This is a genomic window from Saccharopolyspora sp. NPDC000995 (genome assembly GCF_053599315.1).
The window spans coordinates 19,949-35,418 of record NZ_JBSFLZ010000071.1; the positions used below are offsets into that span (position 1 = coordinate 19,949).

Sequence of the window (15,470 nt, forward strand, 5' to 3'; positions counted from 1 at the left end):
CGCTGCGGGAGGGCCCGGAGCGGCACGGCTCGCGAAAGGGTGTTGCAGTCGTCGGCTTGCGCCGTCAGAGCTGGTAGGTGGGGGTGATGACGGCGCGTGCGACGGTGTGGAAGGCCAGGTTGAAGCTGACCACCGCCGGGCTGACGTTCTCATCCACGCCGAGCTTCTGGGTGTCCACCGCGTGGACCACGAAGTAGTAGCGGTGCGGCCGGTCGCCGGGCGGCGGGGCGGCGCCGCCGAAGGCGCGCTCACCGAGGTCGTTGGGGACGTGGAAGGACCCGGCCGGGATGCCTTGCCCGTTGCGGTTGCCCGTGTCGGTGGCCAGCTCGGTCACGTCGGCCGGCACGTCCACCAGCACCCAGTGCCAGAAGCCGCCCGGGATCGGCGCGTCGGGGTCGAAGCAGGTCACCACGAAGCTCTTGGTGGTCTCCGGGAAACCGGTCCAGCGCAGGTGGGGCGAGTGGTTCTGGCCGTCGGCGCCCATGCCGTCATAGGCGTGGGCCTGCGCCATCGGCTGACCGTCGGTCACGTCGTCGGAGGTGACGGTGAACGTCGGAACCGAGGGCAGCAGCGAGTACGGGTCCGGATCGATCGGGCGCTCCAAGCTCATTCGAGCAGCCTCCTTTTCATCGAGGTGTGCGTGATCACCGGATTCTCAGCCTAGAGGCATTCCGTTCGCCACCAGGGCAGCGCACGCCGCAGCCAGTCCTGTTGCAAGCAGCGCAATGGAGATGTGCATTTCGCAGTCATGAACCATTACGCTGTCTGGCGACGAGCGCCGTGGGATCGAGGAGGTGGACGTGGCGGAGTCGAGCAGCGCCCGGCGAGGTGCTGTGCCTGGGGGAGACGATGTCGCTGGTCGCCCCGGCTGCCCCGATGTCCCTGGAGCAAGCTGCGACGTTCACCCTCTCCGCAGGTGGCGCGGAGTCCAATGTGGCTGTCCACCTGGCCGCGCTGGGGCATCGCGTCGGCTGGGCCAGCAGGTTCGGGGACGACCCGCTCGGGCGCCGCATGGCCGTGGCGATCGCCGCCGCCGGGGTCGACATCGGCCTGGTCGAGCGAGAAGGGGGGTGATCGTGGGCTTCTTCGACGAGCACGTCACCGGTCCGGTCATGGCGATTCTGCGCGGAATGGACCCGCAGCGGACCGTCGAACTGGCCGAAAGGGCTTGGGACCTGGGCATCGAGGCGGTCGAGTTACCGATCGAGACGCAACACGCGGAGCCGTCGCTGCGCGCGGCCGTGCAGGCAGGCGCGTGGCGGGGGCGGCCGGTGGGGGCGGCCGGTGGGGGCCGGGACCGTGGTGAGCACGGCGCAGGTGCGCACGGCCAAGGAACTGGGCGCGGCGTTCACCCTGGCGCCGGGCTGGACCCCGAGGTGGTGCGGCTGAGCGTGGAACTCGGCGTGCCGCACCTGCCTGGCGTGGCCACGCCCAGCGAGATCCAGCAAGCCCACCCGGCTCGGGCTGTCGTGGGTCAAGGCGTTCCCGGCCACCGAACTGGGCGCCGGTTGGTTCAAGGCGATACACGGCCCGTTCCCCGGCCTGCGGATGGTGGCAACCGGCGGGATGAACGCGCGCAACGCCCGGAGTTCCTCGCGGCGGGGGCCGCCGTGGTGGCGGTCGGTTCAGCGTTGGAGGGGCCCGAGCAGCTGCCCGAGTTGGCGAAGTTGTCGAGGAGGCCGAGGTGACGAAGTCGTGAAGGTCCACATTGGTCCGGTCGCCCCGCCGGAGTTGACGGCGGCCGTCGTGGCGGCAGGCGCCGAGATCAGCCCGGTTGCGGAGGCCACCGTGCTGGCCTGGTACGGCGCAGGCCCCGAGCGGTTCGCCGAGTTCGACCACGCCGGTCTGGAATGGGTGCAGCTCCCATCGGCCGGTATCGAAGCCTGGGTCGCCGCCGACGCGCTGCGCGACGGGATCACCTTCACTTCCGCGGCGGGCACCTACGCCCAGACCGTCGCCGAGCACACGCTCGGACTGATGCTGGCCGGGGCGCGACAACTGCATGCGATGGTGCGCGCCGATAACTGGGTGCGACCGACGGGCATGCTCAGCCTCTTCGGCGCCACGGTCGGGATCATCGGTGCCGGTGGCATCGGCCGGGCGCTGATCGACTTGCTGCAGCCCTTCGGCGTCCGGGTGCTGGCGGTGAACCGGTCCGGGAAGCCGGTCGCCGGGGCGGCCTGGACCTGGCCGGCCGACGACGAAGCCGGGACGGACCGGCTGCTCGCGGAGTCGGACTTCGTCGTGGTCGCCGCGCCCGCGACGGCCAAGACGGCGAAGCTGGTCGACGCCGACGCGCTGTCCCGGATGAAGGTGGACGCGTGGCTGATCAACGTCGCCCGCGGATCGCTGGTCGACACCGACGCGCTGGTCGAGGCGCTGGATGCGGAGCACATCGGCGGCGCGGCGCTGGACGTGACGGACCCGGAGCCGCTGCCGGACGGACACCCGCTGTTCCAGCACCCGCGCGCGATCATCTCGCCGCACTCGGCGAACCCGAAGTCCTTGCTGGTCCCGGCGCTGGCGCGGCGGGTGGAGGACAACGTCCGCCGTCGCCTCGCGGGCCAACCGCTCCTCGGTGTCGTCGACCGCACCGCGGGCTACTGACCTCCCACCTGGCCCGGCGAAACGACAGATCCGCAGCCGTGCCGTTTGGGCGCTGTGGAGGCTGTTTCGGAATGCGCTGGTTGAAGCGAACGGACTGTTCGTGCCGCCTACCGGGGTGGACAGTCCGTTCGCTTCACACCCGATGGCGAGGTAGGACTAGACCGCTCCCGCTGGCTAACACCGGAACTTCCAGGCAGAACGAGTTCCCCAATGGGCATGCGCAAGCCGGGGAGCCCGGAGTCCGGACGGCATCTGAGGTTCCGCTACCCGCACCGCTACGCAGGGCGCGTTTGGCAGCCGCCTCTATCGCTGCCCAGGCGCTCACGGGGTTCACCAGCGAAGAGGTGACCTTCGGCGGAGTCCTGGTGCGGGGTGAGGTGGCCGTTAGGATGGCGGCGAGCAAGACGGCGGTGTCGCGGAGGAACCCGGTGCGAATCCGGGGTGGTCGCGCCACTGTGACCGGGGAGCAGCCCCACGTGCCACCGCCCGCGGGCGGGAAGGTGGGACCTGCGGCGATCTGGGAGCCAGGACACTCCGGCCGCCGTGACCCCACCGGGGCGCGCACCCCGAGAGAGGACGACTGTGAGCGAGCCTGCCCGCGAAATGACCCGTGTCCTGCTTCTGTCCACTGCGGACACCGACCTGCTGGCCGCCCGCGCCGCCGACGCCGGCTACCGGGTCGCCAATCCCGCCCGCATCACCCTCGAAGAAGTCCCGCAACTGCTCGCCGGGGTGGACGTCGTGGTGGTCCGCCTGCTGGGCGGCCGCCGGGCTTGGGATGAGGGCCTCGACGCGGTCCTCGCCTCCGGCGTCCCCACCGTCGCGCTCGGCGGCGAGGCCACCCCGGACGCCGAGCTGATGGCACTGTCCACCGTGCCCGCCGGGGTGACCACGCAGGCGCTGGCCTACCTTGTCGAAGGCGGGCCGAACAACCTCGCCCAGCTGGCCCGGTTCCTCTCCGACACGGTGCTGCTGACCGGAGAGGGCTTCGCCGCGCCGGAGCAGACGCCCGAGTTCGGCCGCCACGGCTTTCGGCCGCACGACCCGGCGAGGCCCACGGTGGGCATCGTCTTCTACCGGGCCCATGCCTTGGCGGGCAACACCGGTTTCGTGGATTCCCTGGCCGAGCAGGTGGAAAACGCCGGTGCCAACGCAGTGCCGGTGTTCTGCGGCTCGTTGCGCGGGTTGTCGGACGCGGCAGGCTTGCGCGAACTGCTCGAAGGCTGCGACGCCCTGGTGGCGACGGTGCTCGCCGCAGGCGGTGCCGTCGCGGCGGACGCGAGCGCGGGCGGCGACGAGGACTCCTGGGACGCAGGCGCGCTCGCCGAGCTCGACATCCCGGTCCTGCAGGGCCTGTGCCTGACCACCAGTCGCGCTGTGTGGGAGGAAAGCGATGCGGCGCTGTCGCCGATGGACGCGGCGATGCAGGTCGCGGTGCCCGAGTTCGACGGTCGGCTGATCAGCGTTCCGTTCTCCTTCAAGGAAAGTGGCGAGGACGGCATCCCGGTCTACGCCGCTGATCCGGAGCGCGCTCGCCGCGTCGCGGGTACGGCGGTGTCGCTGGCCCGGTTGCGCCACGTCGGCAACGAGGACAAGCGGCTCGGCGTCGTCCTGTCCTCCTACCCGACGAAGCATTCCCGCGTCGGCAACGCCGTCGGCCTGGACACCCCAGCATCGGCCGTCGTGCTGCTGCGCGCGCTGGAGACCGCGGGCTACGATCTCGGCGGGCTGGACGTGTCCGGTTTGGACGGTGACACCCTCATCCACCGGCTGATCGCCGCGGGCGGGCACGACGTCGAGTGGCTGACCGAGGACCAGATGTCCGAGGCGGCGATCCGGGTGCCCGCCACCCGCTACCGCGAGTGGTTCGACGCGCTGCCGGAGTCGTTGCGGGCGGCCATGACGGAGCACTGGGGTGCCCCGCCCGGCAGCTTGTATGTCGACGACGAGGGCTCGATCTACGTCGCGGCGCTGCGCTTCGGCAATGTGGTGCTGATGATCCAGCCGCCGCGTGGCTTCGGGGAGAACCCGATCGCGATCTACCACGACCCGGATCTGCCGCCGTCGCACCAGTACCTGGCCGCCTACCGGTGGCTGGCCGAGGAGTTCGGCGCGCACGTGGTGATCCACCTGGGCAAGCACGGAACCCTGGAATGGCTGCCGGGCAAGGGCCTGGGACTGGCGGCGGACTGCGCGCCGGACGCGGTGCTGGGCGAGCTGCCGCTGATCTACCCGTTCATCGTCAACGACCCGGGCGAGGGCACCCAGGCCAAGCGCCGCGGGCACGCCGTCGTGGTCGACCACATGATCCCGCCGATGGCCCGGGCGGACAGCTACGGCGACATCGCCAAGCTGGAGCAGCTGCTGGACGAGTACGCGCTGGTCGCAGACCTGGACCCGGAGAAGAAACCCACGCTGCGCAACCAGATCTGGGAGCTGGTCACCGCCGCGGAGCTGCACCGCGACCTGCACCAGGCGGACCAGCCCGACGCGGAGTCCTTCGACGACTTCGTGATGCACATCGACGGGTACCTGTGCGAGATCAAGGACGTGCAGATTCGCGACGGACTGCACATCCTGGGTCGCGCGCCGGTGGGCGAGGAGCTGGTCAACGACGTCCTCGCGATCCTGCGCGCCCGCCAGGTCTTCGGCGGAAAGGTCGGCGCGCTGCCCGGGCTGCGGTCCGCGCTGGCCGTCCACTTCGGACTCGACGAGCAGGTGCTGCTGGCCGAACCGGGTGCCGGGGCAGCCGTGCCGAGCGCGCTGACGCAGCTGGTCGAAGGGCCTTCGGTATCGGCGTCGGACGCCGTGGACCTGTTGGAATCCTTGGCGCGCAAGCTGATCGTCGCGCTGGCCGAAGCGGGCTGGCAGGCCGCGGCGGTCGAGGAGGTCGTCGCCGGGGTTCTCGGCACGCCGCTGGAATCGGTCGCGCAGGTGCTGCGCTTCGCCTGCACGGAGGTCGCGCCGCGGCTGGCGCGCACCACCGAAGAGGTCGAGCACATCCTGCACGCGCTGGGTGGCGGCTTCGTCCCGGCCGGTCCGTCCGGATCGCCGACGCGTGGGTTGATCTCGGTGCTGCCCACCGGCCGCAACTTCTACTCCGTGGACCCGAAGGCCATCCCGTCCCGCAACGCCTTCGATGTCGGCTCCGCGCTGGCCGATTCGCTGCTGGCGCGCCACCGCGAGGACACCGGTGAGTACCCGCGTTCGGTCGGGCTGACCGTGTGGGGCACCTCCGCGATGCGCACCCAGGGCGACGACCTCGGTGAAATCCTGTGGCTGCTGGGCTGCCGCCCGGTGTGGGACGACGCCTCGCGCCGGGTGACCGGCTTCGACGTGGTTCCGGTCGCGGAGCTGAGCCGGCCGCGCATCGACGTGGTGGTCCGCATCTCCGGCTTCTTCCGCGACGCCTTCCCGCACGTGGTGGCGCTGCTCGACGACGCGGTGCAGACCGTGGCCAAGCTCGACGAACCGGACGAGGACAACTACGTCGCCGCGCACTATCGCGCCGACCTCGGCGACCACGGCGACGATCGGCGCGCCTCGACGCGCATCTTCGGCTCCAAGCCGGGCGCATACGGCGCGGGTCTGCTGCCGCTGATCGATGCCCGCAACTGGCGCAGCGACGCCGACCTCGCCGAGGTCTACGCGACTTGGGGCGGCTACGCCTACGGGCGCGGCCTGGACGGACGCGAGGCGCGCACCGACATGGAATCGGCGTTTCGCCGCATCCAGGTCGCGGCGAAGAACGTCGACACCCGCGAGCACGACATCGCCGACTCCGACGACTACTTCCAGTACCACGGCGGCATGGTGGCCATGGTGCGCGCGCTGTCGGGGCAGAACCCGGCCGCCTACGTCGGCGACTCGGCGGTGCCGCACGCGGTCAAGACGCGGACGCTTGGCGAGGAGACCAAGCGGGTCTTCCGGGCCCGCGTGGTCAACCCGAAGTGGATTTCGGCCATGCAGCGACACGGCTACAAGGGCGCTTTCGAGCTCGCGGCCACAGTGGACTACTTGTTCGGCTTCGACGCGACCGCCGGTGTCGTCGACGACTGGATGTACACCAAGCTCGCCGAGTCGTACGTGTTCGACGAACAGGTGCAGCAGTTCCTCCGGCAGTCCAACCCGTGGGCGTTGCGCGGCATGACAGAACGCCTGTTGGAGGCGGCTGAGCGCGGTCTGTGGGCCGAGCCGGACGCGTCGGTGCTCGACGATCTCCGCGCGGTCTACCTGGAGCTGGAGGGGCAGTTGGAGGACTGAGCTCTCGGCAAGCGTGGAATTACTCTTTCCAGGCAAGGGAATTGGCCATGTGGTCAAAGTCCTATGTGGACAGTGGTGTTAGTCCGACCGAGTGGTAATAGTGCGCTTTTTCCACTCGATCGGGTTGCCCTGGCTGGCTCAGGTGTATCCAACAGCGGGTTCTGATCCTCTTTCTAATGGACACTCTTGGACGAGCCGGAGGCGGCAGGTCGAACGACGGCGTGCCGGATGGCTCCGGGGGAGGAGGCAACGGTGATGGCAGACACGAAGCGCCGGATGTGGTCGATTGCCGGGCTGCTGGCGGCGGCGACCCTGTCGTCGGGCTTGCTGACAACGACGGCCAACGCGGCGGGTGGGGGCACCTCAAAGGCCAAGGCACCGCCCATCGTGGGCGGCAAACCCGCCAAGATCGCCGAACACCCTTGGGTGGTGTACCTGACCGACCCGCAGGGCAACCAGTTCTGCGGCGGCACAGTCGCCAAGGCCAACAAGATCGTGACCGCCGCGCACTGCGTCTCGGGGGAGAAACCGGAGTCGGTCCAGGTCGTCGCCGGGCGAGAGGACAAGAAGACCACCGAGGGCACGGTCGCCAAGGTGACCGGCATCTGGGTGCACCCGGGCTTCCAGAACGCCACCAGCGGCGCGGACGTCGCGGTGCTGACCTTGGATCAGGAGCTGCCGCAGCAACCGCTCGTGCTGGCCGGCAAGGAGGACGGCTCGCTCTACGAAGCGGGGAAGATGTCCTCAGCGCTCGGCTGGGGCGCCACCGCCGAAGGCGGCCAGGCATCGCAGACCCTGCAGAAGGCCGAAGTACCGCTGGTCAGCGACCAGGAATGCCAGAAGGCGTACCCGCAGTACAAGCCCGACGCGATGATCTGCGCCGGTTTCCCTGAGGGTGGCAAGGACAGCTGCCAGGGTGACTCCGGTGGGCCGCTGGTGGTCGACAACAAGCTGGTCGGGATCGTCTCGACGGGCAACGGCTGCGCCCGGCCCAACGCGCCAGGCATCTACACCCGGGTGTCGGCGTACCACGACGACGTCCAAGCACAACTGGGCTCCTGACCCGGATCGACGCGGCCGGGGCGCAGCTGGAGCGCCCCGGCCGTGTCACGTCTGTTGCCGTAGACCGCCGTCCTAGACAAAGATCGCCGTTGCCGCGACGCCAGGAGAGCTGCGGCCGACCACGAGATCCGGCGGGTGCTGGAAGATCTGCAGTGCGGGAGCGGTTGGCGTCAGGTGGCGGTCAAGCGGAGTTTCGGGCCCAGCTCGCGTGCCAGGGTTGTGGCCTGCGAGCGGAAGATGCGCACCGCCGGGTTCCGGTCGTCCGCCCGGGTGGCCAGGACGCTGTGCTCCGGCGGCGCGTCCAGCACTGGCACGCACACCGTGCCCGGCCACGGGTAGTAGCGCTGGAAGGACTCCAGCGCGGATCCGGCGCCGCGCCCAGCCGCCGCCGTGGTCAGTACCTCGTGCGGGGTCACAGCATGAGACCTGCTGCGGTGCGGGGGCAGGCCGCCGCGCGCGGCGGCGAAGTAGAGGTAGTCCGTGAACTGCCGCGGCGTGTGGTCGGGAAGGCTGATGTAGGGCAGTTCGAGCACGTCGGAGAGTTGGACGGACGGGGCGTCGGCCAGCTCCCAGGACGCTGGGACCACCACGATCCGCCGCTCGGTGGTCAGCACGTCCACGGCGACCCGCTCGTCGTCCGGGGCGGGCCGCACGAACGCCACGTCGACCCTGTGCTGCACCAGCGCGGATACGTGCTCGGTGAAGTCCAGCGCCACGAACTCGACCTGGATTTCGGGGCGGGCGCGGTGGAAGGCCTGCACCACGGCGGGGGTGAGCTCGGCCGAGCCGTTGCTCATGACCCCGATCCGCAGCGTGGTCTCGGTCCTGACCTCGGACACGTCCGCGACCGCGGCGTCCATCGCCGCCAGCAGGGATCTCGCGTGCCCGATGAACCGCTCGCCGGCCGGCGTGAGCCGGACCGGTGAGCGGTCGAGCAGCTGGGCCCCGAGTTCGCGCTCTAGTTGCTGGACGTGCGCCGTGACGGACGCGGGCGACCGGAACAGGCGCGCCGCGGCGTTGCCGAAGTGGCCTTCTTCGGCAACCGCGAGGAATGACGCCAACCGCCGCAGGTCCATACCTGCAGCGTACGAAGCGGGGGAAGCGGCGGCACCGGGCAGTTCTGCCCGAGATTGCGGGCGAACGGCTGTGCCGAGCACGAAATTTCCGGCAAAACGGACCAAGTGTGCGCCGGTTTTTCGTGACGTGGAAGAGATGGCGATGCGGAAATCACGGCCGCGTTCACAAATCCCGAACGGCCGGTGCGGTCGCGCGTTCGACCGGCATAGAACCGACGCTGTGCGGAACAAGTGGTTGCCCGCCGCGTTCCTGCTGACCGCGGCGGGCTGGGGCGCGAACCAGTTCTCCTCGTTGCTCGGGGGCTACCGGTCTGAACTCGCGCTGTCCGGGCAGGCCGTGACCGGCCTGCTCGTGCTCTACGTGGCCGGCCTGTTGCCGGGGCTGCTGCTGGGCGGTCCGATGGGGGACCGGTACGGACGACGTCCCGTCGTCTTCGGTGCGATCGCGATCAGCGCGGCCGGAACCGCCGCGCTCATGGCGGGGGCGCTGGCCACGCCATGGCTGGTCGTGGGGCGGCTGCTGGCCGGGATCAGCACGGGCGCGGTCCTGGCCGCGGGCAGCGCGTGGGTCCGCGAACTGTCGCACCCGCCGTTGGGCACCGCCGTCGAGGACGGAGTGGGCGCGCGACGGGCCGGGGTGCTGCTGTCGCTGGGGTTCAGCGTGAGCGGCCTGGTGTCCGCGCTGATCGCGCAGTGGGGACCGAACCCGCTGGTCAGCGCATATATGCCGCACCTGGTCCTGTGCATCGCGGGCTTGTCGCTCGCGGTGGCGTGCCCGGAGGCGCGGTCGCGCGAGGCCGTGCCCGGTCCGCAGAGCAGCGGCCTGCGGGATCCGCGTTTCCTGCGGTTGGTGGTGCCGGTCGCGCCGTGGGTGTTCGTCGGGCCGACCGTGGCCTTCGGCGTGCTCCCCGGGCAGGTCGACTCGGCGGTGCCCGGGTTCGAGCTCGTCTTCGCCGGGGTCGCCGCCCTGATGGCGCCGGGGTTCGGGGCAGTTGTCCAGCCCTTGGCGCGGCGGGTCGCGCAGCGAGGTGAGCGCGCACCGGCGGTCGTCGGCTTGCTCACGACGACCGCCGGGCTCGCGTTGGCGGCGGTCGCGGCGTGGTGGGTGCTGCCGGGGCTGGCGCTGTTCGCCGCTCTCGTGCTCGGTGCCGGCTACGGGTTCTGCGTGACGTTCTGCCTGACCGTGGTCGGCCGCATCGCGCCACCGTCCACTTTGGCCAGGCTGACCGCGGTGTTCTGGTCGATCGCCTACCTGGGCTTCTGCACGCCGCTCGCGGTCAGCCTGCTGGAGCCGTTCGTCGCCGCCCCGGTGGCGCTGGCCGTGATGGCTGGGCTCGCGCTGCTGACGTGCGCGGCGGTGTCAGCCCGCGACCAGGCCGACCGAGATGGTCAGGAACGCCGCCGCGCTGATCGCATCCAGCGACTTCGCGACGCGGGGGTGCTGTAGGCGGGTCGCGATGCGGGCGGCCCCGAGCACGATCGTGAGCTCCCAGATCACGGCGAGCACCAGGAAGGCCAGGCCGAGCAGCACCAGCTGCAGCGCGGGCCGCGCGGCGGCGCCGACGAACTGCGGCAGGAACGCCAGGCTGAACAGCAGCATCTTCGGGTTGGTGAGGTTGCTGAAGAGGCCGCGCAGGTAGGGGTTCGCCGAATCCGCCGGGGGTGTCGTGAGCGCTCCCGCGGCGGATTCCTTCCTGGTCAGCCACAGCCCACGCAGGATCGACGCGGCGAGGTAGACGAGGTAAGCGGCGCCGGTCCACTTCAGGACGGACAACACGGCCGGGTGGCTGGTGATCAGTGCGCCGAGCCCGGAGATCACCAATGCGACCTGGATGCTGCTCGCGCTGTGGATCCCGGCGAGCGCGAGTAGCCCCGCGCGGCGGCCGGCCGCAAGCGAGGTGCGAAGCAACAGGAAGACGTCCACTCCCGGGGTGAGGATGACGACCGCGCTGGCCAGCAGGAACGCGGGCAACGGGGTCAGGTCCACGAGCACAGCATCCTCCTTCGCGACAGCGCGCAGCACTGAACACTTGATCGGGTGGAATCGATCACCTGGGCGTGCAAGGTTTACGGACCCGGCGCGAGGAGCGCTCCAGGTCCGTGGTGGTTCGAGAAGGATGAGCAGCTGCCATCATCGATGTACACAGTAAAATTTCCCGATAAATTCAATATTAACGAAATATTCTCCTGAGTCCGTGTGAGTTGTGCCTCCTGATGTTCCGGTATCGGGGTGACTACGGTGTGCCGTCGGCAAGATTCGCGACAGCTGGAGGCACGACGTGGGGCGTGGCAGTGAGCGCAGTACCCGAACGGCGCGCAAGGGGGCGCTGCTGCGGCTCGTGGTCACCGGCGCGGTGACGGCACTGGCCGGACTGCACCCGGTGGCGGCCAACGCCGAGGGGCAACCTGAGGCGCGCGTGCTCGGCGGCTCGGAAACCAGCACGGACGACGCCCCCTGGGCGGTGGCGGTGACCGACGACTACGGCCGCCAGTTCTGCGGCGGTACCCTGGTGAGCCCGATCAAGGTCATCACGGCGGCGCACTGCACGGTGGACCCGACGACCGGCACCAGGCGCGCTCCGGAGGGACTGCGCGCGATCGCGGGACGCACCGACCTGCGCACGGAGCGCGGCGTGGTCGGGGAGATCGAGAGCATCTGGGTCCAACCCGGCTTCAAGGACTACACCCGCGGCGACGACGTCGCGGTGCTGACCCTGCGCGCCCCGATGCTGCAACGCCCGCTGAACGTGGTGGGCCCGGGTGAAACCGCGCCGTACCTGCCGGGGGCGGTGGCGCGGGTTTACGGCTGGGGCCGCACCAGCGAATCCGGTCCGCCGTCGAACACCCTGCGCGCGGTTGACGTCCCGGTCACCACCGATGAAACCTGCCGGACCGCATACCCGAACTACGACGCCCGGAGCATGTTCTGCGCCGGAGTCCAGGAAGGTGGCACGGACGCCTGCGCCGGGGACTCGGGTGGCCCGATCGTGGCGGACAACCGCCTGATCGGAGTGGTCTCCTACGGCACCGGCTGCGGCCGCCCAAACACGCCCGGGGTGTACACCCGGCTGAGCAGCTACGCCGGGGAGCTGTCGGCGCAGCTGTGACCGCGGCGAAATCCGGTTGAGCCGGCACCTGACCCTCCCGCAGGCTGAGCGGTGTGGAAGATCGGGGAAGCCCGCGCGGGTACCGCCCGATCAGGGCTGAGCACACGGAGTACTCCATCACCGTGTACCAGGCGTATTCGGATGCCATCGCAGATGCGGCGCTGGCTGCCGGGACGTTCGTATCCCCGTCCAAACGCGAGCGGAGGACGTGGACCAAGCCGTCGTTCCTGTGGATGGCCTACCGGTGCGGCTGGGGGAGAAAACCGGACCAGGAAAGGGTGCTAGCGGTCGAGATCACGCGAGACGGCTTCGAATGGGCGCTCGACCACGCCTGCCTGAGCCACTACGAGCCCGACCTCCACGGCAGCGCGCGAGCCCGGTCCGAGTCCAATGGGACCCGGAACGCGACCTGAACCACCGCCGGATGAACCAGAGGTCCATCCAAATCGGGTCGCACTGTCGTAGGAAGTTGTAGTTGAGTCCCGTTTCGCTGTCGTTGTACTGCCCGGAAACCGCAGGGACGGGTACGCGCCCGCACGGCTTTGGTCAAGGGTGTTGCCCCAAATCGTGGTGCGGTGAAACCAGGCTATGCCGCCTCGGTCGTTGACCATCTCGCACGGCGCGCCGATCAGGTCGGTGACGATGGGGTAAAACTGCTCGTCGATCCATTGCTGCGGTGCGTGGCTCACGGGTGAGCGTTCGAGCTGGGTGATCGGGCGGAAGGTTCCCAGCTCTTAATCCCAGACAGTGACTCGTGCGTTGCCGAGTCCGGGCCCGTTGGGGACGCCGTCCGTGGGCGCTTGTTCGACCAGAATCGGTCCGTCCCAGGCGAATTCGACCTGTTCCAGCAGGCTCGCACCATCCGGCGCAAAGCGCTGCTTTGCGATGCGTCCGAGCGGATCGTAGCGATAGCGCCAGCGCGAGCCATCCGGTGTCAGGACCCCGATCAACCGGTCGTCCGCGTCCCAGAAATAGCGCCATGTTTCAGGCTTTCGCGATAACCGTCTTTGCTGGCGAAGTACTACCCGGGCCTGCGCGTCGCGCGCCATCGACGCCGAAGACCCGTTCGCTAACCAATCCCCCCAAACCACTCGCCGTGACCGATCGACTACTGATCCCGCGCAGGCTAACCGCGGGCCCGGCGGAGGGTCAGCGCTTCGGCGCGAAACCACCCCGAACAGAGCAACGCAAAGGCGTCGGCTGGAGTGGTGTTGACTACTCCCCGCGCTGGTGAATGAGGGTTTTGGGACTGGCTGTGATATCCAGGTAAGAGTGACCCTTCAGCCGCTCGCGACCGCCGTCCACCGCGCCTACACCGCGGACCTGGACGCCGAGGACTTCTACCGGATGTTGCGCCTGCGCGTCGATGTGTTCGTCGTCGAGCAGGAATGCCCCTACCCGGAGCTGGACGGTCGCGACCTGGAGGAGACCACCCGGCATTTCTGGATCGACTCGGTCGACGGCTACGTGCTCGGCTATCTCCGCCTGCTGGAAGATCGCGACGGCACCTTCCGCATTGGGCGGGTCTGCACCGCCAAGGGCGCGCGCGGCCTTGGCCTGGCCCGCAAGCTGATGCGCGCCGCGGTCGCCGAGGTGCAGCACTCGCCGGCCGTGCTAGCCGCGCAGGCCTATGCCACGGACTTCTACCGCTCCTTCGGTTTTGTCGAGGACGGCGTGGAATACCTGGAGGACGGCATCCCGCACGTCAACATGCGTCGCGAGCCGCGCCGCCGCGCGTGATCGGCGCTACTTGCGGGGTTGACCGCGGTATTTAGGGCTGCCACGATCCCGGCGTCCAAATGGAGCGTGGAGGAGCGGCAACGGGGTGCGCCCAACGGCGTGATCGCCGCGACGTGCTGCCCCGCACCCGTCGCCCTGTCCCCGGCGCTTCGCGGCCGGGTCAACCGCGGACCCCTTCTGTCGGCCCCGCACCGGCCCGGACAGCGCCTGAGTCTGTTCCGGCCCAGGGGCCTGTTGGAGCGCGTCCTCGTTCGGCGAGCACTTCCTGCTGCTCGCGCATCCACCGACCCCGGGGCCGCCCGGCCATTCGGCGCGACCCCAGATTCCACGTGCGTTCGCGCCGCCATCGCAGATCGCCGTGCACGGGGAGGGAAAAACCGGCGTTCTCCCAGCCCTGAACTGGCGCATCGGTGAGGCGAGCAGGCCGCTCTCCAGTGGTGCTGGTCTCCTCGGGGTGGTGGTCGGTTGGTCAGGTGGCCGGGATCTGCGACGATGCACGGTGATCCGAATGCAAGGGGTGCGCCAGGAAGCCGGTGGGAATCCGGCACGGTCGGCGCCACTGTGACCGGGGAGCGGCCCTCCCCCGCGAGCCACCGGGGAGACCCGGGAAGGCCGGAGGGGCGCGACGATCCGGGAGTCAGGACACTGCGTCCCCTTGTTCCCGCCACCGGGGCGTCCGCACCCCGAGGAAGGAACACCCGGCATGTCCGCTGTCCCGCGCTTTCCCTTCTCCGCCGTCGTCGGCCACGACGACCTCCGGCTGGCGCTGCTGCTAAACGCCGTTCACCCGCGCATCGGCGGGGTCCTCGTCCGAGGCGAGAAGGGCACCGCGAAGTCGACTGTAGTGCGTGCGCTGGCGTCGTTGCTGCCGCCGCTGGAGGTGATCGCAGACTGCCGCTTCGGGTGCGATCCGCAGGCCGCGGACCCGCAGTGCCCGGATGGTCCGCACGGCTGCGCCGCGACGCAGCGCCCCGCCCAGCTAGTTGAGCTCCCGGTCGGAGCCACCGAGGACCGGCTGATCGGCTCGCTCGACCTGGAACGCGCCCTGACCGAAGGAGTCCGCGCCTTCCAACCCGGCCTGCTCGCCGCCGCGCACCGGGGCGTGCTCTACGTCGACGAGGTGAACCTGCTGCACGACCACCTCGTCGACCTGCTGCTGGATGCCGCGGCGATGGGGCGCGCGCACGTCGAGCGCGAAGGCGTCTCGGTCTCGCACGCGGCGTCGTTCCTGCTGGTGGGAACGATGAACCCGGAGGAAGGCGAGCTGCGCCCGCAGCTGCTGGACCGGTTCGGGCTCACCGTGCACGTCGCCGCGTCGCGCGAAGTGGCGACCCGGACCGAGGTGGTGCGCCGCCGCCTGGCGTTCGAAGCCGACCCGCCCGGGTTCGCCGCGCGGTGGGCCGACACCGACGCCGAACTCGCCGCACGGATCGTGGCCGCCCGCGCCCGGGTGGACGCGGTGATCCTCCCGGACTCCGAGCTGCGCCGGATCTCCGCGCTGTGCGCGTCCTTCGACGTCGACAGGACGCTTGTGCCGTCGTGGGCGGCGACGTCTTCGATCAGGTCCAGCACGGTCTTCTGCACAGTGGTGTCGAGCGCGGAAGTCGGCTCGTCG

At 70.0% G+C, this 15,470-nt stretch carries 13 protein-coding genes, 1 pseudogene and 2 riboswitches; of the genes and pseudogenes, 10 read left to right on the top strand and 4 right to left on the bottom strand.

All coding sequences use genetic code 11. The annotated features are described in order from the left end of the window. Nucleotides 1-64 precede the first annotated feature (64 nt). The gene (locus tag ACWDKQ_RS21995; protein ID WP_450140621.1) at nucleotides 65-610 is read right to left on the bottom strand and encodes a YbhB/YbcL family Raf kinase inhibitor-like protein; all 546 of its coding nucleotides are present in this window, start codon (nucleotides 608-610) and stop codon (nucleotides 65-67) included. A 170-nt stretch (nucleotides 611-780) separates the two neighbouring features. On the opposite strand from ACWDKQ_RS21995, the gene ACWDKQ_RS22000 reads away from it, so the two are divergent. The 5 genes from ACWDKQ_RS22000 (at nucleotide 781) to ACWDKQ_RS22020 (ending at nucleotide 7,932) form a co-directional block, all read left to right on the top strand. After that, complete coding sequence (locus ACWDKQ_RS22000; RefSeq protein ID WP_450140622.1) at nucleotides 781-1,074, top strand: PfkB family carbohydrate kinase; 294 nt, start codon at nucleotides 781-783, stop codon at nucleotides 1,072-1,074. Continuing rightward, nucleotides 1,071-1,688 carry a bifunctional 4-hydroxy-2-oxoglutarate aldolase/2-dehydro-3-deoxy-phosphogluconate aldolase gene (locus tag ACWDKQ_RS22005; RefSeq protein ID WP_450140623.1) on the top strand — a complete coding sequence of 206 codons (618 nt, stop codon included), beginning with the start codon at nucleotides 1,071-1,073 and terminating at the stop codon, nucleotides 1,686-1,688. Before ACWDKQ_RS22000 ends, ACWDKQ_RS22005 begins: the two co-directional genes overlap by 4 nt. Nucleotides 1,689-1,695: 7 nt before the next feature. Continuing rightward, the gene (locus ACWDKQ_RS22010; RefSeq protein WP_450140624.1) at nucleotides 1,696-2,607 is read left to right on the top strand and encodes a D-isomer specific 2-hydroxyacid dehydrogenase family protein; all 912 of its coding nucleotides are present in this window, start codon (nucleotides 1,696-1,698) and stop codon (nucleotides 2,605-2,607) included. Nucleotides 2,608-3,026: 419 nt separating this feature from the next. Beyond that, a riboswitch (cobalamin riboswitch) is annotated at nucleotides 3,027-3,141 on the top strand. A 69-nt stretch (nucleotides 3,142-3,210) separates the two neighbouring features. After that, a complete protein-coding gene (gene cobN, locus ACWDKQ_RS22015) occupies nucleotides 3,211-6,870 on the top strand; it encodes a cobaltochelatase subunit CobN (RefSeq protein WP_450140634.1) in 3,660 nt (1,219 codons plus the stop codon). 255 nt (nucleotides 6,871-7,125) lie between these two features. Further along, a complete protein-coding gene (locus ACWDKQ_RS22020) occupies nucleotides 7,126-7,932 on the top strand; it encodes a S1 family peptidase (RefSeq protein WP_450140625.1) in 807 nt (268 codons plus the stop codon). Nucleotides 7,933-8,102: 170 nt separating this feature from the next. On the opposite strand, the gene ACWDKQ_RS22025 is transcribed toward ACWDKQ_RS22020, so the two are convergent. After that, entirely contained in the window at nucleotides 8,103-9,008 is a 906-nt protein-coding gene (locus ACWDKQ_RS22025) for a LysR substrate-binding domain-containing protein (RefSeq protein ID WP_450140626.1), read from the bottom strand. A gap of 220 nt (nucleotides 9,009-9,228) precedes the next feature. On the opposite strand from ACWDKQ_RS22025, the gene ACWDKQ_RS22030 reads away from it, so the two are divergent. Beyond that, a complete protein-coding gene (locus tag ACWDKQ_RS22030; RefSeq protein ID WP_450140627.1) occupies nucleotides 9,229-10,455 on the top strand; it encodes an MFS transporter in 1,227 nt (408 codons plus the stop codon). Here ACWDKQ_RS22030 and ACWDKQ_RS22035 read toward each other — a convergent pair. Next, nucleotides 10,369-11,001 carry a LysE family translocator gene (locus ACWDKQ_RS22035; protein ID WP_450140628.1) on the bottom strand — a complete coding sequence of 211 codons (633 nt, stop codon included), beginning with the start codon at nucleotides 10,999-11,001 and terminating at the stop codon, nucleotides 10,369-10,371. The genes ACWDKQ_RS22030 and ACWDKQ_RS22035 overlap by 87 nt on opposite strands. A gap of 286 nt (nucleotides 11,002-11,287) precedes the next feature. On the opposite strand from ACWDKQ_RS22035, the gene ACWDKQ_RS22040 reads away from it, so the two are divergent. Further along, nucleotides 11,288-12,115 (top strand): S1 family peptidase, encoded by an 828-nt coding sequence (locus ACWDKQ_RS22040; protein WP_450140629.1) that lies wholly within the window; start codon nucleotides 11,288-11,290, stop codon nucleotides 12,113-12,115. Nucleotides 12,116-12,237: 122 nt separating this feature from the next. Further along, a pseudogene (locus tag ACWDKQ_RS22045) lies at nucleotides 12,238-12,590 on the top strand (DUF4291 family protein). A 259-nt stretch (nucleotides 12,591-12,849) separates the two neighbouring features. On the opposite strand, the gene ACWDKQ_RS22050 reads toward ACWDKQ_RS22045, so the two are convergent. Then, the gene (locus tag ACWDKQ_RS22050; RefSeq protein WP_450140630.1) at nucleotides 12,850-13,164 is read right to left on the bottom strand and encodes an RHS repeat domain-containing protein; all 315 of its coding nucleotides are present in this window, start codon (nucleotides 13,162-13,164) and stop codon (nucleotides 12,850-12,852) included. A gap of 223 nt (nucleotides 13,165-13,387) precedes the next feature. On the opposite strand from ACWDKQ_RS22050, the gene ACWDKQ_RS22055 reads away from it, so the two are divergent. Beyond that, on the top strand, nucleotides 13,388-13,855 hold the full coding sequence (locus ACWDKQ_RS22055) for a GNAT family N-acetyltransferase (protein WP_450140631.1): 468 nt from the start codon (nucleotides 13,388-13,390) through the stop codon (nucleotides 13,853-13,855). 523 nt (nucleotides 13,856-14,378) lie between these two features. Continuing rightward, nucleotides 14,379-14,503: riboswitch (cobalamin riboswitch) on the top strand. Between the two features lie 55 nt (nucleotides 14,504-14,558). Beyond that, the coding region (locus ACWDKQ_RS22060) for an ATP-binding protein (RefSeq protein ID WP_450140632.1) at nucleotides 14,559-15,470 on the top strand (912 nt) is incomplete at its 3' end.